The organism is Pseudomonas asiatica, assembly GCF_040214835.1.
Taxonomy (GTDB): Bacteria; Pseudomonadota; Gammaproteobacteria; order Pseudomonadales; family Pseudomonadaceae; genus Aquipseudomonas; species Aquipseudomonas putida_Z.
Genome location: NZ_CP157874.1, coordinates 3,715,554 through 3,739,260, shown reverse-complemented (window position 1 = coordinate 3,739,260; position 23,707 = coordinate 3,715,554). Strand labels below are relative to the sequence as shown.

Here is a 23,707-nt window from a genome sequence, read left to right as displayed (position 1 = left end):
TCGCATCAACCCGATGGGCAAACAACTACAAGAACATCTGGAGAAGGCCCCCATGCAGCAGAGCAGATCGGAAGTGGTCGAGCAGGATGGCCTGTTCGAGCTGTCCGAGGGCAGCGATGTCCTCGACAGCCCGCGCTACAACCACGACATCGCCCCGACCAAGGTGCACCAGCGCACCTGGAACAAATGGCATATCACCGCCCTGTGGGTGGGCATGTCCATCTGCGTGCCCACCTACACCCTCGGCGGCGTGCTCACCGCCTACTTCGGCCTCAGCGTGGGCGAGGCCTTGCTGGCGATTTTGCTGGCCAACCTGATCGTGCTGATCCCGCTCACCCTCAACGCCTTCCCTGGCACCAAGTACGGCATTCCGTTCCCGGTGCTGCTGCGTTCGTCGTTCGGCATCCTCGGCTCCAACGTGCCATGCCTGATCCGGGCAGTGGTCGCCTGTGGCTGGTTCGGCATCCAGACCATGTTCGGCGGCCTGGCCATCCACCTGTTCCTGGGCTCGGTGTTCGACGGCTGGAAAGCTTTGGGCGGCACCGGCGAGGTGATCGGCTTCATGATCTTCTGGTGCCTGAACCTGTGGGTGGTGCTGCGCGGCGCCGAGTCGATCAAGTGGCTCGAAACGCTTTCGGCACCGCTGCTGGTGGCGGTCGGCGTCGGCCTGCTGTTCTGGGCCTTGCCGCACATGTCGATGACCGAACTGCTGGCCCAGCCGCCCAAGCGCCCGGAAGGGGCGAACATGTTCGGCTACTTCTGCGCCGGGCTTACCGCCATGGTCGGTTTCTGGGCCACGCTGTCGCTGAACATCCCCGACTTCAGCCGCTACGCACGCAGCCAGAAGGACCAGATTCTCGGGCAGATCTTCGGCTTGCCGCTGACCATGTTCCTGTTCGCCGCGCTGGGCGTTGTGCTCACCGCTGCTTCGGCATCGCTGGTTGGCGAGACCGTGTCCGACCCGGTCAGCCTGATCGGCAAGATCCACAGCCCGTTCTGGGTGGCCCTGGCCATGGCGCTGATCGTGATCGCCACGCTGTCGACCAACACCGCAGCGAACATCGTGTCGCCGACCAACGATTTCCAGAACATCGCCCCACGCCTGATCGGGCGCAGCCGCGCGGTGTGGCTGACCGGCTTCATCGGCCTGGCGCTGATGGGCCATGAGCTGCTGAAGAAGCTGGGCTGGATCGTCTCCGACCTGAGCCTGGAGAGCGTGTACTCCAACTGGCTGCTGGGCTATTCCAGCCTGCTGGGGCCGATCGCCGGGATCATGGTGGTGGACTACTTCCTGATCCGCCGGCAGAAGCTGGACCTGGCCGGGCTGTACCGCGACGACGTGTACCCGGCATGGAACTGGGCCGGTTTTGCCGCCTTTGCGTTGCCGGTCGCGCTGACCGTGATGGCCATTGGCAACAGCAGTTTCAGCTGGTTCTACGACTACGGCTGGTTCACCGGTTCGCTGCTGGGCGGGGCGCTGTATTACCTCTTCGCCGGCGTGGTCGCGCGCAGCCCGGCGCGGGTGGCCAAGCCCTTGCCGTGAGACCGCGCTGGCTTCTTCGCGGGTAAACTCGCTCCCACAGGTACAGCGCAGGTCCTGAGGCCAACGCTGTACCTGTGGGAGCGGGTTTACCCGCGAAGAGGCCGGCACAGACAACAAAAATGCCTGAGGAAAATCCCATGACCCCAGCCCAACATGTACTGCAATCCACCCAGCACCACATCGACAGCACCCGCCTGTGGCAGTCCCTGATGGACCTGGCCCGTCTCGGTGCCACCGCCAAGGGCGGCGTTTGCCGCCTGGCCCTGACCGACCTCGACCGCCAGGCCCGCGACCTGTTCGTGCAGTGGTGCGAGGCCGCCGGTTGCACGGTCAGCATCGACGCCGTCGGCAACATCTTCGCCCGTCGCCCGGGGCGTAACCCCAAGCTGCCCCCGGTGATGACCGGCAGCCATATCGACACCCAGCCCACCGGTGGCAAGTTCGACGGCTGCTTCGGAGTGATGGCTGGGCTGGAGGTGCTCCGCACCCTCAACGACCTGGGCATCGAAACCGAAGCACCGCTGGAAGTGGTGGTGTGGACCAACGAAGAAGGTTCGCGCTTTGCGCCGTGCATGATGGGTTCCGGGGTGTTCGCCAGCAAGTTCACCCTGGAGGAAACCCTGGCCAAGCGCGACGCTCAGGGTGTCAGCGTTGGCGAGGCGTTGAACGCCATCGGCTACGCCGGCCCGCGCGCCGTATCAGGCCACCCGGTGGGTGCCTACTTCGAAGCGCATATCGAGCAGGGCCCGATCCTCGAAGATCAGCGCAAGACCATCGGCGTGGTGCTGGGCGCGCTGGGCCAGAAGTGGTTCGACCTGACCCTGCGCGGTGTCGAGGCCCATGCCGGCCCTACGCCCATGCACCTGCGCAAGGACGCCCTGGTCGGCGCGGCGGCGGTGGTGGAGGCAGTCAACCGCACCGCCCTCGGCCACCAGCCCCATGCCTGTGGCACGGTGGGTTGCCTGCAGGCCTACCCGGGCTCGCGCAACGTGATCCCGGGCGAGGTGCGCATGACCCTGGATTTCCGTCATCTGGAGGGTGAGCAGCTGAATGCGATGATTGCCGATGTGCGCGCGGTGATCGAGGCGACCTGTGCCCGGCATGGCCTGAGCCACGAACTGGTACCCACGGCCGATTTCCCGGCGTTGTACTTCGACAAGGCCTGTGTCGAAGCCGTGCGCCAATCGGCGCAGGCGCTGGGCCTGCCGCATATGGACATCGTCAGCGGCGCGGGGCACGACGCGATCTTCCTGGCCGAACTGGGGCCGGCGGGGATGATTTTCGTGCCGTGCGAGAACGGTATCAGCCATAACGAGATCGAGAACGCCACGCCCGAGGACCTGGCCGCGGGCTGCGCGGTGTTGCTGCGTGCGATGCTGGCAGCGTCGGAGGCGATTGCCAGTGGGCGGTTGGCGGCATAGTGGAGCGGCTGGTTGTGGAGGGCTTCGCATGTGCTCGCCACAATTCATCCCGCGGGCTCAAGACAGCCATCGCGCCCGATGTGATAGCGCTGCAGGTCCTGCGCCAGGGTCAGCTGCCCGCTGTAGTGGGCGAGGGCTTCGTCGCGCACATTGTCGATGCTCGGGCTGCGCCGTGGGTCGTTCTGGTAGCGGGCGCTGAAATGCGTCAGCACCAGGTTGCGCACGCCCGCAGTTTCGGCAAAGCGCGCCACCGCAGCCGCGGTGCTGTGGCCGAAGGTTACCCCCGTGCGCTCTACCACCGCCTGGGTGAACGTGGCTTCGTGCACCAGCACGTCCGCGCCCTTGGCGACGTCGGCCAACAATTCGGGGTTGTCGTTGTCGCCGCACACGATCACTCGCCGTGGCGGTCGCGAAGGGCGCAAGTAATCACAGCCGTGCAGCCGCTGCCCGCCATGCTGCACCGTCAAGCCCTTGGCCAGCTCGCCCCACAGCGGGCCGCGGGGGATGCCGTCGGCTTCCAGGCGCGGGATGTCCAGGCGCGGTTCGGGGTTGAGCTCGGTGAACACGAAGCCGACGCTCGGCACCCGGTGCGAAAGCTGCACGCTGGTCACCTGCAGGGCGTCATTGCGCCATTCGACCAGCTCTTCCACGGCCAGCAGGCGCAGTTCGAACGGCAGGAAGGTATCGCTGGCCACCAGCCCCTGGCGCACCCAGTCGTGCAGGGCGGCGGGCAGGACAAGGTCCAGTGGCTGGGTGCGCCCGCTCATGCCGGCGCTGGCCAGCAGGCCCGGCAGGCCGAAGCAATGGTCGCCGTGCACGTGGGTGATGAAGATGGCGCGCAGGTCGCGGATCGACAGCGGCGTATGCAGCAGCCGGTGCTGGGTGCCTTCGCCGCAGTCGACCAGGTACCAGTGGCTGCCACTGGCTTCGATCACTGCGGTGGCGCTGACGTTGCGTGCCTTGGTCGGCACGCCGGCGGAGGTGCCCAGGAACAGCAAATCCATGGTCTGGCTCCTTGTTTCAGTCCAGCAGTGACGTCAGCACCAGCGGGCGGATGGGTGTCGGACGGATACGGGGTGCAGGTAGCGGCGTGGTACTCAACGGGCTCGTTCCTTCGAGGTAGTAAGGGCGCACACCTTAGCCGGATTGCCGCATGTCGTCGATGGCCCGCCAGGTGTTGCCTACTCGGCCTGCCGCCAGATCAGCTTGCTGGTGTCATAGCCTTGCTCCCGGGCAATCGTCAGCAGTTGCTCGCGCAGCTGGTCGGTGACCGCGGGCGTGCGCGAAAGCAGCCACAGGTATTCGCGGTTCGGGTGGCCGACCAAGGCTACGCGGTAGTCCTGGTCGTGGTACAGCACCCAGTACTCGCCCTTGGTCAGGCCGGGCGCGAGGCGGCTGAACCAGTTGTCGAAGCGCACCCAGAGCTTGTCGGTGCTGCCCGGTTGCTGGGCTTCGGCGATGCCCTTGGCCTGGTTCCACTGGCCGTCCTTTTCCTGGCAGCGGTTGGTCACGTCGAGGCGGCCGTCCTCTCGCAGGCCATAGTGCGCTTCGGACTGCACGCAGTTGCGCTGGAAGAACATCGGCAGCCGCGCGAGTTCGTACCAGGTGCCCTGGTAACGTTGCAGGTCGACCTGCTGGGTGCGCGGCGGCGCCGGGTGATCGTTGCCGGCGCAGCCGAGCAGGGCCAGGGTCATGCAGCAAAACAGCAGCGTGGTGCGTAGCGCCATGGTGAACCTCCTTGATACGGACGGGGCTTACCTGTGTTTCGATGCGAGCGAGAGGCAAAAGTTGTACGCAATCGTGCCTTTCAGAACGAACCGGTCTGCACTTCGCCGGCACGCACGTAACGGGCGATGACCACGCCCTTGGGCGAAACCTGCGAGTGCTGCAGGGTGAAGGCCGCCGCTGCAGCATCGTCCCCGAACAGTCGCTTGCCGTGGCCGAGCAGCAACGGGTGGATCAGCAGTTGCAGTTCATCGACCAGGCCCGCCGCCAGCAGTTGCTGCACCACATCGCTGCTGCCCTGGGTCAGCAGGTTGGCGCCGTCCTGTTGTTTCAGGGCGCGGACCGTTGCTGTGATGTCTTCGCCCAGAGCATGGCTGTTGTGCCAGTCGAGGGTTGCGGGAGTGTGGGTGGCCACGTGCTTGGGCACGCTGTTGAACAGGTTGGCGATGGAGAAGTCTTCCGAGCTGTCTTTTACCTTTGGCCAGTAGCCGGCGAAGATGTCGTAGGTGCGCCGGCCCAGCAGCAACTCGAAGGGCTGGCTGAACAGGGCCTGCATGGCCTGGCCGAAGACTTCCTCGGCGTAGGGCACGATCCAGCCGCCGTAGGTGAAGCCGCCGCTGGTGTCTTCCTGCGGGCCACCGGGGGCCTGCATGACACCGTCGAGGCTGATGAAGGCGGCTACGATGAGTTTGCGCATGGGGACTCTCCTGTTGGCAGCCGGGGTGGCTGGGGGCATGGGATAGTCGAATGGCAGGCAGCAGAATCGACAGGGCCTTGTGCTTTGTCTGCACTGGCCCTATCGCCGGCAAGCCAGCTCCCACAGGTGCACCACAGTCCTTGAGTGCAGCGTAAAACCTGTGGGAGCTGGCTTGCCGGCGATAGGGCCGGTACAAGCTACATCACAGCCAGTAGGTCACCGCCCACCACCCCAGCCCACCCATCACTACGGTATAGGGCAAGGCCATCCACACCATTCGCCCATACGACAGCCGGATCAGCGGCGCGATTGCCGAAGTCAGCAGGAACAGGAACGCCGCCTGCCCATTCGGCGTCGCCACGCTCGGCAGGTTGGTGCCGGTGTTGATCGCCACCGCGAGCGTCTCGAAATGCTCGCGGCTCATGCCGCCATTGAGGAACGCCTGCTTCACCTCGGTGATGTAGATGGTGGCAACGAACACGTTGTCGCTGATCGCCGACAGCAGGCCGTTGGCCAGGTACAGCATGCCCGGTTGCTGCTCGGCCGGCAGCGCCAGCACCCAGGCAATCAACGGGCTGAACAATTGCTGCTGATGAATCACCGCCACCACGGCGAAGAACACCACCAGCAATGCGGTGAACGGCATGGCGTCCTGAAAGGCACGGCCCAGGCGGTGTTCGTCGGTAATGCCGGTGAATGCCGTGATCAGCACGATCACCATCAGGCCGATCAGGCCGACCTCGGCGACGTGCAGCCCCAGGCAGACGATCAGGATCAGTGCGGCGAACCCTTGCACCCACAGCGCGATGCGCTGGGCAGTGGTGCGTGCAGCATCGTCCTCGGCAGCGTAGGCGGCCAGTACCTGACGCACCGGCTCGGGCATCAACGTGCCGTAGCCGAACAGGCGCAACTTCTCCAGCAGCACGCAGGTCAGCAAGCCGGCGCCCAGCACCGGCAGCGACACCGGTGCCACCTTCAGGAAGAAATCGGCGAAGTGCCAGCCCATCTCATGGCCGATCAGCAGGTTCTGCGGCTCGCCCACCAGCGTGCACACGCCGCCCAGGGCGGTACCCACCGCGCCATGCATCAGCAGGCTGCGCAGGAAGGCGCGGAACTGGTCGAGGTCTTCACGGTGCAACTGTGCGACCTGCTGGTCGCTGTCCAGCGCACTGTCTTCGCGCGGGTTGGCCCCGGAGGCGACGCGGTGGTACACCGCATAGAAACCGACCGCGGCGCTGATGATCACGGCGGTCACGGTCAACGCATCGAGAAACGCCGAGAGGAATGCCGACAGCACGCAGAACAGCAACGCCAGGATCGCCTTCGAACGCACCCCCAGCAGGATGCGCGAGAACAGGAACAGCAGCAGTTCCTTCATGAAGTGGATGCCCGCGACCATGAACATCAGCAGCAGGATCACCGGGAAGTTGTGCTGCAGCTCCTCGTACAGGGCTTGCGGGGTGGTCATCTGCAACAGCAGGGCTTCGACCAGCAGCAGGCCGCCAGGCATCAGCGGGTAGCACTTCAGGGCCATGCCCAGGGTGAAGATGAATTCGAGCACCAGTGCCCAGCCGGCAGCGACCGGGCCTACGGTCACCAGCAGCAGCGGGTTGAGCGTCAGGAACAGGCAGATGACTGCCTTGTACCAAAGCGGCGACTGGCCCAGAAAGCTGTGGGCGAGGGCGCCGGTCAGGGAGCGCGACATGAATTTGTATCCTTATGATTCGGCGATGGCGCACGGTGCCGGATCAGCGCGTCTTAGGCAAGGCGTACAGTCCCGTTTTTGGCACAAGTGCGGTCATCGGGGTGGGTTACCATCCGTGCCATGAACCCTTCACCCGCAGGAGTGCCGCCCGTGACCGAGTACAGCGCATTCAAGGTCGAACTGACCAACAGCATCGCCCACGTTCAGATCAACCGCCCGGACAAGCGCAATGCGATGAACGCGGCCTTCTGGGAGGAGATCATCGACATCTTCCGGTGGGTCGACGACACCGACGCGGTGCGGGCGGTGGTGATCAGCGGAGCCGGCAAGCATTTTTCCGCTGGTATCGACCTGATGATGCTGGCTTCGCTGGCCGGGCAGATGGGCAAGGACGTCGGCCGTAACGCACGCTTCCTGCGCAGCACCATCCTGCGCCTGCAGGCGTCGTTCAATGCCGTGGACAAATGCCGCAAGCCGGTGCTGGCCGCGGTGCAGGGTTACTGCATTGGCGGCGCCATCGATCTGATCTCGGCCTGCGACATGCGCTACTGCAGCAGCGACGCGCAGTTCTCGATCAAGGAAATCGACATGGGCATGGCCGCCGATGTCGGCACACTGCAACGTTTGCCTCGTATCATCGGTGACGGCATGATGCGTGAGCTGGCTTTCACCGGGCGCAATGTCGAGGCCGAAGAGGCGCTGCGCATCGGCCTGGTCAACCGGGTCTATGATGATCAGGCCGCGCTGATGGACGGGGTCTTTGCCATCGCCGGCGAGATTGCCGCAAAATCGCCGATCGCCGTGGCCGGCACCAAGGAAATGCTCAGCTACATGCGTGACCATCGCATCGACGATGGCCTGGAGTACATCGCCACCTGGAACGCCGCGATGCTGCAGTCCGAAGACCTGCGCGTGGCGGTGGCGGCGCACATGAGCAAACAGAAACCGACGTTCGCCGACTGATCAGGCCGGGGGACGCGCAGTAAGGGAACCCCCGACATGTCAGCACGCTGGACTACCGCAGTACTCGACCCGCAGATCACCGGGGGGCTGGCCGTGGCCCGCAGCCCGGAAGGGTTCCTGGTGGACGACAACGGCGCGCTGTTCCCTCGCGACTGGCTCAAGCGCCAGGACCTCGACGTGCTGTGCGAGCACGGCATCGGCCACTTCGACGGCCAGCCGGTGTTCCTGCTGGAGCTGCGCAGCGCCACCAACGTGCCCGGCTGCGCCTGGCGCGGCCTGCGCGCGTTCATGCTCGAGGGTGACTTCGACACCTACAAAGTACTGGGCTATGCCGCGCAGATCGGCACCTGGGCCCGCGAGCACCGTTTCTGCGGCAGTTGCGGCCAGGCAATGACGCAGATCCGCTGGGAACGGGCAATGTACTGCCAGCCTTGCGACCTGCGCAGCTACCCGCGCATTTCGCCGAGCATGATCGTGCTGGTGACCCGTGGCGACGAAATCCTGCTGGCGCGTTCGCCACGCTTCGTCACCGGGGTGTACAGCACACTGGCAGGCTTTGCCGAGCCGGGCGAGTCGGCCGAGGACTGCCTGGTGCGTGAGGTGCGTGAGGAAGTGGCGGTGGAAGTCAGGAACATCCAGTACGTCGGCAGCCAGTGCTGGCCGTTTCCGCATTCGATGATGCTGGGCTTCCATGCCGAGTATGCCGGCGGCGATATCGTCATGCAGCCGGACGAGATCGAGGATGCCAAGTGGTTCAGCGTCCACGACCTGCCGCCGCTGCCGGCCGGGCGGTCGATTGCCCGGTATCTGATCGACCTTTATGTAGCCAGACGCTTAGGCTTGGCCGAACCAGTGCTGCCACGCTAGGCGCACGGTCAATGCCAGCACCACGGTGATGAACACCGGGCGGATGAACTTGCTGCCGCCACTGATCGCCGTGCGTGCGCCGAAGAAGGCGCCAACCATCACCGACAGGCCCATGCACAGGCCGACGATGTAGTCCACCTGCCCGGAAATGATGAATACCGTCAGCGCTGCGATGTTGCTGACGAAGTTCATGCTGCGTGCCACGCCGCTGGCACGGACCAGGTCGATGGGGTAGAGCAGCAGGGTGCTGACCGTCCAGAACGCCCCGGTACCCGGGCCGGCCACGCCGTCATAGAAGCCCAGGGTGAAGCCTTGCGGCACTTGCCACTTTTTCCTGATCGGCGCATCGGCATCCAGCGGCGCCTTGGGCGTGCCGCCGAACAGCAGGTAGACGCCACAGGCGAAGACGATCACCGGCAGCATCTTGTTCAGCCATTCGGCCGGCATGTAGTGGGCGATCACTGCACCGAGCAAAGCACCGACCAAGGTGGCGAACAATGCCGGGCGCCATTGCGCCGGGTGGAACAGCTTGCGCCTGTAGTAGGTGAAGCCGGCGGTGGCCGAGCCGAAGGTAGAGCTGAGCTTGTTGGTGCCCAGTACCAGGTGTGGCGGCATGCCGGCGGTGAGTAGCGCCGGGGTGGTGAGCAGGCCGCCACCGCCGGCGATGGCATCGATGAAGCCGGCGACGAAGGCGACCAGGGCCAGGATCAGCAGGGTGAGGGGTTCTACGGTGAGTTCGAAGGGCATGGGGGCTTCAAGCTGAAGGGCAGGCTGGGTAGGGAGCGCAAATGAGAGGTAATGATAAAGGCAAAAGCGCACACTTGACAGTCTATATTATTGACTCAGGTCCACCCATTCTCTTCGACTAAATTCAGGCTCAGCTTTCAAATGTTTCCCATCCTTTTCGGATTTGATCGATGGCTGCTTGCGAAGTAGATGATGAAGGTGTGAAATGTTTTAGCCGTTCCTCATATTTATGCAGGTCTAACGTCAGGCCTGAGTAATTGAGAAAGTCTTCGAAATCCAGATATTTTTCCATGTCAATGTTTTCGCTGTCTAAAGGCAGGGCGTCTTCGCGCTTCCAAAGGCGCAGGTTTCTGAAGGCCGTTTGTTTGTGTTTTTCAAGTGAGGTTTCTATTTTTGGGATCAGGGCGATGGCCTTATAATGCTTACGGGTTACACCCGGCGCGCCAATCACATGCCCGTATTTGGCGTTCAGTTCAGGGCTTGAAGCAAGCGCCGCGTTAGCTTCATCACGGTAGTCGGGCTTTTTAAATCGTGCCTTTGCAGCGGTGTACATTTTTTTTGTTCTGGTTTTCGTGGCTCGCCACATGTGACCAGAGGCATCGTCCCGGTTGATGGGGTCCCCCATGCAATAGGCGTAGGCATTAAGGGTGCGGCTTCCGAAGGGGCTCAGGCTATCGGCCGAAAAAAAACGCATTATGCACGGGCTGAACGCGCGGTACCCGTTCCCAAGGAGGTAACACTTTGTGAAGCGATCATAGCGCTGCCCGGTGAATCCCAAGATGCAGTGCATCTGACTGTGCCCATAAGCGGTATAGATGATATCTTTACAGTTGTTGCGATTTGCGTTAACGATGGAGCGCTGTGCGTTTGATGCCATTAGCATTGTTTTGGCAGAACGCTCCGCCAACGGTATGTCATCCGCTGAAAGTAACGTTACGTCTAGACCGCTGCTCATCTCCGAGGACAGTTGGCCACTCTTGTAGAATAAATACTTCCGGTTCGATGGCATGATCAGGCTGCTTGCGGGTGGAATATTTAATTGAGACTAATCTCGGATAAAAGGGGCAGATGCACAACTGGTAAAATTGTCAGTTGCTTATATTGACTGGACAGGGGTATGACAGTAGCGGCCTTTTCGCGGGCACGCCCGCTCCTACAGGAACATCACAGTATTCAGGACCTGTGCAGTACTTGTAGGAGCGGGCGTGCCCGCGAAAAGGCTGGGACAAGCTGATCACATCAGCTACGGATAAACGCCAGCAAATCCGCATTGATCACATCGGCATGGGTGGTCGGCATGCCATGCGGGTAGCCCTTGTAAGTCTTCAGCGTGCCATTGGGCAGCAGTTTCGCCGACAGCACCCCGGAGTTCTCATACGGCACGATCTGATCATCATCGCCGTGCATCACCAGCACCGGTTGCTGGATGCCCTTCAGGTCTTCGGTGAAGTCGGTCTGGGAAAACGCCACGATGCCATCGTAATGAGCCTTGGCACTGCCAATCATGCCCTGGCGCCACCAGTTGCCGATGATGCCTTCGCTGGCTTCTGCACCGGGGCGGTTGTAGCCGTAGAACGGCCCGGCCGGCACATCCCGGTAGAACTGCGCACGGTTGCTGGCAACCTGGGCCTGGAAGCCGTCGAACACCGATTTGGGCAGGCCACCGGGATTAGCGGGCGTCTGCACCATCAGTGGCGGTACGGCGGCGATCAGCACGGCCTTGGCCACCTTGTCTTCAGGGTGCCGGGCCATGTAGCGCACCACTTCACCGCCACCGGTCGAGTGGCCGACATGCACGGCGCCCTGGATGCCCAGGTGAGCGACGACCGCCGCCACATCGTCGGCGTAGTGGTCCATGTCGTGGCCGTCCCATACCTGGCTGGAGCGGCCATGGCCGCGACGGTCGTGGGCGACCACGCGGTAACCATGGGCGAGGAAGTACAACAGCTGGGCATCCCAGTCGTCGGCGCTGAGCGGCCAGCCGTGGTGGAAGTGGATGACCGGTGCGTCACGCGGGCCCCAGTCCTTGAAGAAGATCTGTACGCCGTCCTTCGTGGTTACATAGCTCATGGTCGGGTCTCCTGTGTGCAGGAAGCGAAGGGAGCTATTGAGAATAGGAGGTATTTTGCCTGGTGCTGGAATTTGTGGGGCACTCCCGGCTCTGCTCGGTCCCCTGTAGGAGCGGCCTTGTGTCGCGAAAGGGCTGCAAGGCAGCCCCGGCAATGTGTGCATCTGTGCTGAAACCCTGGGGCTGCTTTGCAGCCCTTTCGCGACACAAGGCCGCTCCTACAACGGGCCGTGTCAACCGATCAGACGCGGTCGCGCATCCGGTACCAGGCCTTGGCCGCAGCTTCCAGCGGTGCTGCCAGCAGGTCTCCGCCGGGGAAGCGGCCGTTGTTGATGCCTTGGTACAGCGTCAGCAGGTCGTCGTCGCCAAGAATGGCATCGCTGACCGCCCGCGCCGCCGCCAGTGTTGGTAGCACGCCATGGCCAGAGAAACCCTGCAGCCAGTAGCGCTGGCCCTCGCGACCGACATCCGGGGTGCGCTGGATGCTGCAGTCGATATGGCCGCCCCAGGCATAGTCGATGGCCACCCCGGCCAGCTGCGGGAACACCCGCTCCAGGTAGGGGCGGGTAGCGCTGGCGACATCTTTGGGAATACCGCCCAGGTAGGTGCAGCCGCCGCCGAACAGCAGGCGATGGTCCGGGGTGAGGCGGAAATAGTCGGGCACGAATTGGTTGTCGATCACGCAACTGTTGCGCGGCAGTAGCGATTGGGCGAAGTCGGCATCCAGCGGTGCGGTGGCTACCTGATAGGAGCCAACCGGCAACAGGCGGCGCGACAGGTTGCGGTCGAGGCGATCGATGTAGGCGTTGCAGGCCAGCACCAGCACCTGGCAGCGTACTTCGCCGCGGTCGGTACGGGCCACATAGCCGTCGCCGGCTTTCTGGTAGTCGAGCACCTGGCTCTGTTCGTAGATCCGCCCGCCAGCAGCCTCGATGGTGCTGGCCAGGCCCTGAGCCAGCTTCAGCGGGTTGAGGTGGGCGCCTTTGGCATCGTATAGCGCGGCCTGGTAGCGCGGGCTGTCGATCCATTGCGGCAGCTCGTCGCGGCCGATCAGGCGCAGGGCGTCGTAGCCCCATTTGTGTTCGGCCTCGTGCAGGGCTTCTTCCAGCATCTTCACCCGGCGCGGCAGCACGGCGGTCCACAGGCTGCCCTGCCGGTAGTCGATGTCGAAGCCATGGCGCTCGGGCAGTTCGCGCATTTCATCGGCGGCCCAGCACATGCTGGCCCACAGGCGTCGGGTGCGTTCGACGCCCAGGGCCTTTTCCAGCGGCGGCATGTCGCATGACCACCCGAGCAGTGCCTGGCCGCCGTTGCGGCCGGACGCGGCCCAGGCCACGCGGCTGGCTTCCAGCAGCGTTACGCGCTTGCCGGCCTGGGTCAGGCGCAAGGCGGTGTGCAGGCCGCTGAAGCCGGCGCCAATGATCAGGACTTCGGTGTCGTGGCTGCCTTGCAGGGTAGGGTGCAGGGGAATGCTGGCGGGGTAGGTCTGGGCGTAGTAGCTGGCGACGTGCTGGGCGGATTGTTTGAACATGCAGGGGGCTCATGAAAATTATTGTGTTTATTTTCATGAAAATTTAGCATGTAAATTTCATGTCGCCAATGCATTGGCCGGGTTTGTGGTTTACCTCGGGTTGTTGTGTTGCCTGTCCTGGCCCTTTCGCGGGTAAACCCGCTCCCACAGAGTCATCACCGGTCTCGAGGTTGGTGCTGTAAATGTGGGAGCGGGTTCACCCGCGAAGGGGCCTGACCTGAAAGTGCAAAATCTTCAGGTTGTCGCCTTTTTTCGAGGCTGTCTTGGCTTGCCTGCGGCCGCTTTGCCCTTCCCGCCACCCCGACGCTTCTTCTTCCACGGCGGCGCAGCCCCGGCTGCCGGCCCGCTGATGGTCATGCGCATGCCGCTGCACCGTTCGACCAGCTTGCCCATCCATGCCGACTGCCGGGCGACGAACTCCTCCAGCGTCATCTCGCCACTCTGCACCATGTCCAGCGCCTGCTCCCAGATAGCCGTGGTACCTGGGTCGGCAATGGCGCGTGGCACGGCGTCGATCAGGCTGAAGGCCGCAGGGGTGGCGGACAGCGCCTTGCCGTTCTTCACCAGGTAGCCGCGGTCAAGCAGGCCCTGGATGATGCTGGCGCGGGTGGCTTCGGTGCCGATACCGGTGGTTTCCTTGAGCTTCTGCTTCAACCGCGGGTCGTCCACCAGCTTGGCCACGTTCTTCATTGCCTTGATCAGGTCGCCTTCGGTAAACGGCTTGGGCGGCTGGGTCCACAGGTCTTTCAGTTGCAGGCCCTGCACTGTGCAGTCCTGGCCTTCGCGCAGCGCCGGCAGCACCTGGGCCGGTGCTGCCTCGCGGCCCTTGGACGGGGTCAGCGCCTCGGGCAGCGCACGGCGCCAGCCTGGTTCGACGATCTGCTTGCCTACGGCACGCAGGGCATGGCCGGCGCAGTCGAAGTCGGCCTGGGTACGGTCGTACTCGTGGTTGGGCAGGAACTGCGCCAGGTAGCGGGCGCGGATCAGGGTGTACACCGCCTTGTGCTTGGCCGGCAGGCGCGACGGGTCGCTGGCGGCGGCAGTGGGGATGATGCCGTGGTGGGCGCTGACCTTGGCGTCGTTCCACGCCCGTGAACGGCGTTGCGGCTCCAGGTAGGGCTGCAGCGGCGCCAGGCTGGCATCGGCCCGTTGCAGGGCGGCGAGGATGGCTGGCGCTTCGGCGTGCTGGCTTTGCGGCAGGTAGCCGCAGTCGCTGCGCGGGTAGGTGATCAGCTTATGGGTTTCGTACAGGGCCTGGGCGATGTCGAGGGTTTCCTGGGCGCCGAGGCCGAACTTTTTCGAGCACAGCTCCTGCAGGGTGCCAAGGTCGAAGGGCAGGGGTGCCGCTTCACGCACGCGCTCGGTGGTCACCTTTACGGCCCGGGCAGTACCCGCATTGCCGATGTCGGCGGCCGCCTGCTGCGCCAGGGCCTGGTTCAGGCAGCGGCCCTGGTCGTCGCAGGCGTCCTCGGGGGCGCGCCACTGGGCGTTGAAGCCAAAGCCTGCGTGTTCGAGCTGCACGTCGATGGCCCAGAACGGTACCGGCACGAAGTCGGCGATGCTGCGGTCGCGGTCGACCACCAGGCGCAAGGTGGGCGTTTGCACCCGGCCCACCGGCAGCACGCCCTGATAGCCCGACTGGCGGCCCAGCAGGGTGAACAGCCGGCTCATGTTCATGCCGATCAGCCAGTCTGCGCGCGAACGGCCCAGCGCCGAGTGGTACAGGTTGAAGGTTTCGTGGCCCGGCAGCAGCCGCGCCAGGGCCTTGCGAATGGACGCGTCATCCAGTGCCGACAGCCACAGGCGCTGCACCGGGCCGCGGTAGCGGCAATGCTCGACGAGTTCGCGGGCGATCATTTCGCCTTCGCGGTCGGCGTCGGTGGCGATTACCAGTTCGCGCGCTTCGCCGAGCAGGCGCTTGACTGCCTTGAACTGGCTGGCGGTCTTGGGCTTGACCAGCATCTTCCACTTTTCCGGGATGATCGGCAGGTCGGCCAGGTTCCAGCGCTTGTAGCGTTCGTCGTAGCTGTCGGGCGGGGCGGTTTCCAGCAGGTGGCCGATGCACCAGGTCACGCAGACGTCAGTGCCTTGCCAGCAGCCATCGCCCTTGCGGTTGGCGCCGAGCACTTTGGCGATGTCTTTTGCCTGAGAGGGTTTTTCGCAGAGGAACAGGCGCATGGCCGGGGACGCTTCATCGGGGGTGATGGGCGATAGGATGCGCAAGCGAGGGCGCGGAGGCAAGTTTTATCTGGATGGATGTACAGGTTTTTTTGTCAGAGGGGATGTCTTGGCTGTGCCGGCCTCTTCGCGGGTGAACCCGCTCCCACAGGCCCCCACAATTTTCAGAATTTGTGGGGGCCTGTGGGAAGGTCGTGGATCAGGCGCGCGAGTCGCGCACCATGTCCACGTGCGGGATGCCGGCTTCGAGGAACTCTTCGCTGACTACGCGAAAGCCCAGCCGTTCGTAGAACGGCGTGGCGTGCACCTGGGCGCTGAGCATCTGCTGCTTCAGGTCACGGTTCTGCGCTTCGACAATCACCGCGTTCATCAGCGCGTCACCCACCTTCAGCCCGCGCCAGTCCTTCAGCACCGAGACCCGGCCGATGGTGCCGTCAGGCAGCAGGCGCGCGGTGCCGATCGGGTAGTCGCCTTCCAGGGCCAGGAAGTGCGCGGCGGTCGGGTCGTCCGAGTCCCACTCCAGCTCCGGCGGCACGTGCTGTTCGGCAATGAACACCGCTTCGCGGATGCGGCGGATGTCGGCGTTGTCCTTGTGCCAGTCGGCGAGGCGCACACGAATCTTATTCATTGGCGAATCCCAGGCTTCCTTGTTTGACCAGCTGCTGTACCAGCATAAGGCCATCTTCATCCTGCAGCCATTCGCCCAGGTTGTCGATGTGCAGGGCGTCGGCCGCGCAAACCAGCTTCAGCAGCTCGCGCAGTTTGCCCGGCAGCGGGCAGCTGCGGCCGCTGGCGAACAGCAGCAGGTCTTCTTCGAACTCCGACCAGGCCAGGCGCGCGCTCGGGTTGCGGATCAGGATGGCGCCTTGTTCCAGGGCATCGATCAGCTCTTCCTCGGACAGCTCTTCACCGACGATCTGCTCGGGGTAGCGTGGCTCGGTCATGAACTGGCCGAACCAGGTCAGCAGCAGGTCCTTGTCGCCCATGTGCTTGTCGAGCAGCGCCTTGAGGCGGTCGAGGGCGTCGTGCTGGATCTGGTGCGGGTCGCTGACCGGCTGGGCATCGGCGTCGCTGTAGCGTTCTTCGTCGGGCAGGAACTGGCCGAGGAAATCGGTGAAGTGGGTCAGCACTTCGGCGGCGCTTGGCGCGCGGAAGCCTACCGAGTAGGTCAGGCAGTCGTCCACGGCCACGCCGTAGTGGGCCAGGCGTGGTGGCAGGTAGAGCATGTCGCCCGGCTCCAGGGTCCACTCATCGCTCTGCTCGAAGTCGGCGAGGATGCGCAGGTCGGCGTGCTCCAGCAGCGAGCTGTCGCTGCTGCACATCTGGCCGATTTTCCAGTTGCGCTGGCCGTGGCCCTGCAGCAGGAACACGTCGTAGTTGTCGAAGTGCGGGCCGACGCTGCCACCGGGGGCGGCGAAGCTGATCATCACGTCATCGATGCGCCAGCTGGGCAGGAAGCGGAAGTTTTCCAGCAGTTCGGCTACTTCCGGGACGAACTGGTCCACGGCCTGCACCAGCAGGGTCCAGTCCTTTTCCGGCAGCTCGGCAAAGGTATCTTCGGTGAACGGGCCGCGGCGCAGCTCCCACGGGTGCGCGCCGTGCTCGAGCACGATACGCGACTCTACTTCCTCTTCCAGGGCCAGGCCGGCCAGCTCGTCGGGGTCGATCGGGCTGATGAAGTCCGGGAAGGCCTGGCGCACCAGCAGCGGCTTCTTCTGCCAGTAGTCGCGCATGAATTCGCGGGCCGAGATGCCGCCCAGCAGCTGCAGTGGAGTATCAGGATTCATGTTCAACCTATTGAAAAAATGTAATTTTCGTTCGGGAATAAAAACGCCCGGCCAGGCCGGGCGTTGAACGCGACGGTCAGCTTAGATGCGTTTGGCCTGTGCTGCCGCGTTGCCGATGTAGGTAGCAGGGGTCAGCTGCTTGAGCTCGGCCTTGGCTTCGGCTGGCATGTCCAGGCCGTCGATGAAGGTCAGCAGCGCTTCCGGGGTGATGCCCTTGCCACGGGTCAGCTCTTTGAGCTTCTCGTAGGGGTTTTCGATGTTGAAGCGGCGCATCACGGTCTGGATCGGCTCGGCCAGGACTTCCCAGCAGGCGTCCAGGTCGGCGGCGATGCGGGCTTCGTTGACTTCCAGCTTGCCGATGCCTTTCAGGCTGGCTTCGTAGGCGATGACGCTGTGGGCAAAGCCCACGCCCAGGTTGCGCAGCACGGTGGAGTCGGTCAGGTCACGCTGCCAGCGCGAGATCGGCAGCTTGCTGGCCAGGTGCTGGAACAGCGCGTTGGCGATACCCAGGTTGCCTTCGGAGTTTTCGAAGTCGATCGGGTTGACCTTGTGCGGCATGGTCGACGAGCCGATTTCGCCGGCAACGGTCTTCTGCTTGAAGTAGCCCAGCGAAATGTAGCCCCACACATCGCGGTCGAAGTCGATCAGGATGGTGTTGAAGCGGGCAATGGCGTCGAACAGCTCGGCGATGTAGTCGTGCGGCTCGATCTGGGTTGTGTACGGGTTGAACTGCAGGCCCAGCTCGTCTTCGATGAAGGCGCGGGCGTTCTGCTCCCAGTCGATCTGCGAGTAGGCCGACAGGTGGGCGTTGTAGTTGCCCACGGCACCGTTGATCTTGCCCAGCAGCGGTACGGCGGCAACCTGGGCGATCTGGCGCTCCAGGCGGTACACGACGTTGGCCAGTTCCTTGCCCAGGGTGGTCGGCGAAGCCGGCTGGCCGTGGGTGCGTGACAGCATCGGCACGTCGGCGTGGGCGTGGGCCAGGGCGCGGATGGCGTCGGCGATCTGGCGCATCAGCGGCAGCAGCACTTCGTCACGGCCGGCGCGCAGCATCAGGGCGTGGGACAGGTTGTTGATGTCCTCGCTGGTGCAGGCGAAGTGGATGAACTCGCTGACCTTGGCCAGCTCAGGCAGCTTGGCGGCCTGCTCCTTGAGGAGGTATTCGATCGCCTTGACGTCGTGGTTGGTGGTGCGCTCGATTTCCTTGACGCGTTCGGCGTGCTCGAGCTTGAAGTCGGTGGCCAGGCTGTCCAGCAGGGCGTTGGCTTCGGCGGAGAACGCCGGCACTTCGCCGATCTGCGGGTGGGCGGCCAGGCGCTGCAGCCAGCGCACTTCGACCAGGGCGCGGAAACGGATCAGGCCGAATTCACTGAAAATGGGGCGCAAGGCCTGGGTTTTGCCGGCATAACGGCCGTCTACAGGGGAAACCGCAGTGAGCGAAGAAAGCTGCATGGGGTGTTCTCGGACAGTCAGGCTTTTGGAAGGGCGCATATCATACATGAAAAATGCGCTCAGGTCGGGTGGCTGACCAAAGGTCGGGCCATAAATCAGCTGTGCATTGTGCATTGCCTGTTCTGGCCCTATCGCCGGCAAGCCAGCTCCCACGGTACTGCACCGGTCTTGAGCACAGTGCATATCCTGTGGGAGCTGGCTTGTCGGCGATGAGGCCGGAACTGTCAGCCCCTGTCAGGAGGGGCTGCGCATCATGTCGTACAGTTCGTTCAACAGCTTGCGCCGGCTGAATACCAGCTGCCAGCGGTGCCCGCCCAGCTGGCGCCACAGGCGTGCGGCGCGGATGCCGGCCAGCAGCAGGGCGCGGATCTTCGAGGCGTTGCTGGCCTGCTGCAGGAAGCGCATGTCGCCATGTACCTGGATGCGCTGGCGCAAGGTGCTCAGGGTGTCCTGGTACAAGGCTCCACTGGAAGCAATGACGTTTTCATGAACCAGGCCGAAATGCTCGGCCTGGGACTGGATTTGCGGCAGGCGGTTGCCGATGGTGTCGAGCAGGTCGCCGCGCTTGTTCAACTGGCGCTCCAGGCCCAGCATCGACAGGGCGTAGCGCAGCGGCTCGCGCTGCAGGCTGCTGGGGTCGCGCTCCAGCGCGCCGACCAGCGCGCGATAGCCGTCGCGCAGGTTCAGGTCGTCACCGCCGAACACCTCCAGGGTGTCCTTGGGGTCACGGACCAGCAGGCTGCCCAGCATGCAGCCGATGTTGGCCTCGCTGGCCTGGCCGGTGCGGGCAATGCGGTCGACCAGTACAGCGGCCTGGAACACACCGCCCAACGCAATCAGCTGCTCCTGCAGGTTGCTCATGCGCGCGGGCTCCACGGCTCGGCGGCTTCGATCACGCCGCCACCCAGGCACACTTCGCCGTCGTAGAACACCACCGACTGGCCCGGGGTAACGGCACGTTGCGGTTCGTCGAACACCGCACGGTAACCGCTTTCGGTCAGTTCCAGGGTGCACTGCTGGTCGCTCTGGCGGTAGCGCACCTTGGCGGTGAGCTGGCGCGGGCTGCCGAGGTCGACCGGGTTGACCCAGAAGATTTCCGAAGCGAGCAGGGCGCGGGAGAACAACCACGGGTGTTCATTGCCCTGGCCGACCACCAGCACGTTGCGGGTCAGGTCCTTGAGCAGCACGTACCACGGCTCGTCACCGGCGTCCTTCAGGCCGCCAATGCCCAGGCCCTGGCGCTGGCCGATGGTGTGGTACATCAGGCCGTGGTGGCGGCCGATCACTTCACCGTCGGTGGTCTCGATGTTGCCCGGCTGGGCCGGCAGGTATTGCTTGAGGAAGTCGCTGAAGCGGCGCTCGCCGATGAAGCAGATGCCGGTGGAGTCCTTCTTCTTGGCGGTGGCCAGGCCGTGCTTTTCGGCAATGGCGCGTACTTCGGGCTTTTCCAGCTCGCCAACCGGGAACAGGGTGCGGGCGATTTCCTTGCCGCCGACGGCGTGCAGGAAGTAGCTCTGGTCCTTGTTCGGGTCCAGGCCCTTGAGCAGTTCGGTGAGCTCGCCGGTGTCGCGGCGGCGCACGTAGTGGCCGGTGGCGATCAGGTCGGCACCCAGCGACAGGGCGTAGTCGAGGAACGCCTTGAACTTGATTTCGCGGTTGCAGAGGATGTCCGGGTTGGGCGTGCGGCCGGCCTTGTACTCTTCGAGGAAGTGCTCGAACACGTTGTCCCAGTATTCGGCGGCGAAGTTGGCGGTGTGCAGCTTGATGCCGATGCGGTCGCACACGGCCTGGGCGTCGGCCAGGTCTTCACGGGCGGTGCAGTATTCGGTGCCGTCGTCTTCTTCCCAGTTCTTCATGAACAGCCCTTCCACCTGGTAGCCCTGCTCCATGAGCAGAAGGGCGGAGACGGAAGAGTCCACGCCGCCGGACATGCCGACGATAACGCGGGTCTTGGCGGGGTCTTTGAGTGCTGGGCTGGTCATGGTTACCGGTGTGTATCAAGGGGGAAAAACGCCGATTCTATCAAACCTGCGGCGGCGCGTCAGTCGCGCAGCAGGTCGAGGCTGTGCAAGGGGCCTTTCAGGTAGTCGTCGAGGCAGCGTGGCACCAGCTCGCTGCGCCAGCGGGTGGGGTCGGCCAGCAGTTCGTCGCGGGTCAGCCACACGGCGCGGACGATGTCGCTGTCCAGCGCCAGGTCGGCGTGATGGCGCACGGGGCGGGCGGCGAAGCAGATGCGCTGGTAGGTCACGCCGTTGCTTGGGGCGGTGTACAGGTAGATGCCGACCACGCCGGTGAGCTCGACTTCCCAGGCGGTTTCTTCGAGGGTTTCGCGCAGGGCGGCCTGGGGCAGGGTCTCGTTGGGTTCGAGGTGGCCGGCGGGCTGGTTGAAGACGTGCTGGTTGGCTTTGAATTCTTCGACGAAGAGGAACTTGCCTTCGTGTTCGACGATGGTGGCGACGGTGATGTGGGGTTGCCAGGTCATGAACAGCTCCTTAGAGGCCTGCACAGCCCCTGTGGGAGCGGGTTTACCCGCGAATGCGTCAGTGGATTCGCCATCGCATTCGCGGGTAAACCCGCTCCCACAGGGTCCGCGCTGGCGGCCAGAAATCGTTTATCCAGAAAGCACAAACCCCGGTGCGTGGCCGGGGTTTGTGCTGTTACTTCAAGCGAACCTTACAGGGCGGCAATGGCGCTGTTCAGGGTCTGGCTTGGGCGCATCACCTTGGCGGTCAGCTCGGCATCCGGAGCGTAGTAGCCACCGATGTCGGCCGGCTTGCCCTGGACGGCGTTGAGCTCGGCGACGATGGTCTCCTCGTTCTCGGTCAGGGTCTTGGCCAGTGGTGCGAAGCGTGCCTGCAGGGCAGCGTCGTCGTTCTGCGCAGCCAGGGCCTGGGCCCAGTACAGGGTCAGGTAGAAGTGGCTGCCGCGGTTGTCGATACCACCGACTTTGCGCGAAGGCGACTTGTTGGTGTCGAGGAACTTGCCGGTGGCCTGGTCCAGGGTGTTGGCCAGCACTTTGGCGCGCGGGTTGTCGTAGGTGTTGCCCAGGTGCTCCAGGGAAGCGGCCAGGGCCAGGAATTCACCCAGCGAGTCCCAACGCAGGAAGTTCTCTTCCACCAGCTGCTGCACGTGCTTCGGTGCCGAACCGCCGGCGCCGGTTTCGAACAGGCCACCACCGCTCATCAGCGGCACGATCGACAGCATCTTGGCGCTGGTGCCCAGTTCCATGATCGGGAACAGGTCGGTCAGGTAGTCGCGCAGCACGTTGCCGGTCACCGAGATGGTGTCCTTGCCTTCGCGGATGCGGGCCAGGGAGAACTTGATGGCGTCTACCGGTGCCAGGATGCGGATGTCCAGGCCGGAGGTGTCGTGATCCTTCAGGTACTTCTGCACCTTCTCGATCATCACGCCGTCGTGGGCGCGGGCCGGGTCCAGCCAGAACACTGCAGGGGTGTTGCTCAGGCGGGCACGGTTGACGGCCAGCTTGACCCAGTCCTGGATCGGCGCGTCCTTGACCTGGCACATGCGGAAGATGTCGCCGGCTTCGACGTTCTGCTCGAGAACGACCTGGCCTTTGCTGTCGACCACGCGCACGACGCCGTCGGCCTTGATCTGGAAGGTCTTGTCGTGGGAGCCGTATTCTTCGGCCTTCTGTGCCATCAGGCCGACGTTCGGTACGCTGCCCATGGTGGTCGGGTCGAAGGCGCCGTTGGCCTTGCAGTCTTCGATGGTGGCCTGGTAGATGCCGGCGTAGCAGCGGTCCGGGATGATCGCCTTGGCATCCTGCAGTTCGCCGGCGGCGTTCCACATCTTGCCCGAGTCACGGATCATGGCCGGCATCGAGGCGTCGACGATGACGTCGCTCGGCACGTGCAGGTTGGTGATGCCTTTGTCGGAGTTGACCATGGCCAGGGCCGGACGCTGGGCGTACAGGGCCTGGATGTCGGCTTCGATCTCGGCCTGCTTCTCGGCTGGCAGGTCCTTGATGCGGGCGTACAGGTCGCCGATGCCGTTGTTGGCGTTGAAGCCTACTTCAGCCAGGGCGGCGGCGTGCTTGGCCAGCACGTCGTTGTAGAACTCTTCGACGATGACGCCGAACATGATCGGGTCGGAGACCTTCATCATGGTGGCTTTCAGGTGTACCGACAGCAGCACGCCGGAAGCCTTGGCATCGGCGATCTGCTCGGCGATGAAGGCTTTCAGGGCCTTGCGGCTCATGGTGGCGCAGTCGATGACTTCGGCAGCTTTTACCGCAGTCTTTTCTTTCAGTACGGTGGTGTTGCCGTCTTTGCCGACCAGCTCGATGCGCAGGCTGTCGTCAGCCTCGATCAGTGCGGCTTTCTCGCTGCCGTAGAAGTCGCCCTGGGTCATGTGGGCAACGTGCGACTTGGAGTCGGCAGCCCAGGCGCCCATCTTGTGCGGGTGCTTGCGGGCGTAGTTCTTGACCGACAGCGGCGCGCGGCGGTCGGAGTTGCCTTCGCGCAGGACCGGGTTCACGGCGGAACCTTTGATGCGGTCGTAGCGGGCGCGGGATTCTTTCTCTTCCGCGGTGGCCGGCTCGTCGGCGTAGTCAGGGATGTTGAAGCCCTTGCCCTGCAGTTCCTTGATCGCGGCTTTCAGCTGCGGTACCGAGGCGCTGATGTTCGGCAGCTTGATGATGTTGGCTTCAGGGGTGGTAGCCAGCTGGCCCAGTTCCGCCAGGTGATCGCCTACTTGCTTCTCTGCGCCCAGTTGCTCCGGGAAGGCGGCGAGGATACGGCCAGCCAGGGAGATGTCGCGGGTTTCGACGGCGATGTCAGCCGAAGCGGTAAAGGCTTCGATGATCGGCAGCAGCGAGTAAGTGGCGAGGGCGGGGGCTTCGTCGGTGAAGGTATAGATGATCTTGGAACGGGTGGGCATGCGGGTTAACTCTCTGTGTGCTGAGCGTGCTCGAGTCTCGTGGTGCGCAGGGTAGGCGCATCGCCCTGGCAACGCCATGAGCGGAAAGTCGAGAGGCTGCGAGCGGTGATGGTGGATGCATCAG

At 64.0% G+C, this 23,707-nt stretch carries 20 protein-coding genes; 4 read left to right on the top strand and 16 right to left on the bottom strand.

Annotated elements, in window-relative coordinates; translation table 11 throughout:
- Positions 1-52: 52 nt before the first annotated feature.
- Entirely contained in the window at positions 53-1,543 is a 1,491-nt protein-coding gene (locus ABNP31_RS16815; RefSeq protein WP_350012557.1) for an NCS1 family nucleobase:cation symporter-1, read from the top strand.
- A 137-nt stretch (positions 1,544-1,680) separates the two neighbouring features.
- Positions 1,681-2,964, top strand: coding sequence for a Zn-dependent hydrolase (locus ABNP31_RS16810; RefSeq protein ID WP_085664665.1), 1,284 nt, complete (start codon positions 1,681-1,683; stop codon positions 2,962-2,964).
- 44 nt (positions 2,965-3,008) lie between these two features.
- Here ABNP31_RS16810 and ABNP31_RS16805 read toward each other — a convergent pair whose 3' ends face one another.
- From ABNP31_RS16805 to nhaB, 4 genes are all read right to left on the bottom strand, one after another.
- On the bottom strand, positions 3,009-3,968 hold the full coding sequence (locus tag ABNP31_RS16805; protein ID WP_238066596.1) for a ribonuclease Z: 960 nt from the start codon (positions 3,966-3,968) through the stop codon (positions 3,009-3,011).
- Positions 3,969-4,145: 177 nt separating this feature from the next.
- A complete protein-coding gene (locus ABNP31_RS16800; protein WP_025339788.1) occupies positions 4,146-4,691 on the bottom strand; it encodes a lipocalin family protein in 546 nt (181 codons plus the stop codon).
- 80 nt (positions 4,692-4,771) lie between these two features.
- Positions 4,772-5,386, bottom strand: a complete 615-nt coding sequence (locus ABNP31_RS16795; protein WP_085664668.1) for a dihydrofolate reductase family protein — start codon at positions 5,384-5,386, stop codon at positions 4,772-4,774.
- A 202-nt stretch (positions 5,387-5,588) separates the two neighbouring features.
- On the bottom strand, positions 5,589-7,091 hold the full coding sequence (gene nhaB / locus ABNP31_RS16790) for a sodium/proton antiporter NhaB (RefSeq protein ID WP_085664669.1): 1,503 nt from the start codon (positions 7,089-7,091) through the stop codon (positions 5,589-5,591).
- A 150-nt stretch (positions 7,092-7,241) separates the two neighbouring features.
- On the opposite strand from nhaB, the gene ABNP31_RS16785 reads away from it, so the two are divergent.
- Together ABNP31_RS16785 and nudC are read left to right on the top strand one after the other, a co-directional pair.
- Positions 7,242-8,054: a crotonase/enoyl-CoA hydratase family protein gene (locus ABNP31_RS16785; protein WP_039613165.1), complete on the top strand. Its 813-nt coding sequence runs from the start codon at positions 7,242-7,244 to the stop codon at positions 8,052-8,054.
- 36 nt (positions 8,055-8,090) lie between these two features.
- Complete coding sequence (gene nudC, locus ABNP31_RS16780; RefSeq protein ID WP_085664670.1) at positions 8,091-8,921, top strand: NAD(+) diphosphatase; 831 nt, start codon at positions 8,091-8,093, stop codon at positions 8,919-8,921.
- Here the strand turns inward: nudC and ABNP31_RS16775 are convergent.
- The 12 genes from ABNP31_RS16775 to ABNP31_RS16720 all read right to left on the bottom strand — a co-directional run bounded on the left by ABNP31_RS16775 (position 8,889) and on the right by ABNP31_RS16720 (position 23,583).
- The gene (locus ABNP31_RS16775) at positions 8,889-9,668 is read right to left on the bottom strand and encodes a TSUP family transporter (RefSeq protein WP_013973303.1); all 780 of its coding nucleotides are present in this window, start codon (positions 9,666-9,668) and stop codon (positions 8,889-8,891) included. The two genes, nudC and ABNP31_RS16775, sit on opposite strands and share 33 nt — an antisense overlap.
- A gap of 130 nt (positions 9,669-9,798) precedes the next feature.
- Positions 9,799-10,677: an RHS repeat-associated core domain-containing protein gene (locus tag ABNP31_RS16770; protein ID WP_085664671.1), complete on the bottom strand. Its 879-nt coding sequence runs from the start codon at positions 10,675-10,677 to the stop codon at positions 9,799-9,801.
- 230 nt (positions 10,678-10,907) lie between these two features.
- Positions 10,908-11,738 (bottom strand): alpha/beta fold hydrolase, encoded by an 831-nt coding sequence (locus ABNP31_RS16765; protein WP_085664672.1) that lies wholly within the window; start codon positions 11,736-11,738, stop codon positions 10,908-10,910.
- Positions 11,739-11,977: 239 nt separating this feature from the next.
- Positions 11,978-13,267 carry an NAD(P)/FAD-dependent oxidoreductase gene (locus tag ABNP31_RS16760; RefSeq protein WP_350012556.1) on the bottom strand — a complete coding sequence of 430 codons (1,290 nt, stop codon included), beginning with the start codon at positions 13,265-13,267 and terminating at the stop codon, positions 11,978-11,980.
- Between the two features lie 234 nt (positions 13,268-13,501).
- Entirely contained in the window at positions 13,502-15,445 is a 1,944-nt protein-coding gene (locus ABNP31_RS16755) for a DNA topoisomerase III (protein ID WP_350012555.1), read from the bottom strand.
- A gap of 199 nt (positions 15,446-15,644) precedes the next feature.
- Entirely contained in the window at positions 15,645-16,073 is a 429-nt protein-coding gene (locus ABNP31_RS16750) for a GNAT family N-acetyltransferase (protein ID WP_003258855.1), read from the bottom strand.
- On the bottom strand, positions 16,066-17,232 hold the full coding sequence (locus tag ABNP31_RS16745; protein WP_013973298.1) for a cupin domain-containing protein: 1,167 nt from the start codon (positions 17,230-17,232) through the stop codon (positions 16,066-16,068). Before ABNP31_RS16745 ends, ABNP31_RS16750 begins: the two co-directional genes overlap by 8 nt.
- 81 nt (positions 17,233-17,313) lie before the next feature.
- Positions 17,314-18,684 carry an adenylosuccinate lyase gene (purB, locus tag ABNP31_RS16740; RefSeq protein WP_013973297.1) on the bottom strand — a complete coding sequence of 457 codons (1,371 nt, stop codon included), beginning with the start codon at positions 18,682-18,684 and terminating at the stop codon, positions 17,314-17,316.
- Positions 18,685-18,918: 234 nt separating this feature from the next.
- Positions 18,919-19,545, bottom strand: a complete 627-nt coding sequence (gene hflD / locus ABNP31_RS16735) for a high frequency lysogenization protein HflD (protein ID WP_015270973.1) — start codon at positions 19,543-19,545, stop codon at positions 18,919-18,921.
- Complete coding sequence (mnmA, locus tag ABNP31_RS16730) at positions 19,542-20,666, bottom strand: tRNA 2-thiouridine(34) synthase MnmA (protein ID WP_238066588.1); 1,125 nt, start codon at positions 20,664-20,666, stop codon at positions 19,542-19,544. The genes hflD and mnmA overlap by 4 nt, the downstream gene beginning before the upstream one ends.
- A 59-nt stretch (positions 20,667-20,725) precedes the next feature.
- Positions 20,726-21,166, bottom strand: a complete 441-nt coding sequence (locus ABNP31_RS16725; protein WP_003251227.1) for an NUDIX hydrolase — start codon at positions 21,164-21,166, stop codon at positions 20,726-20,728.
- A gap of 191 nt (positions 21,167-21,357) precedes the next feature.
- Positions 21,358-23,583, bottom strand: coding sequence for an NADP-dependent isocitrate dehydrogenase (locus ABNP31_RS16720; protein WP_085664675.1), 2,226 nt, complete (start codon positions 23,581-23,583; stop codon positions 21,358-21,360).
- Positions 23,584-23,707: the final 124 nt, after the last annotated feature.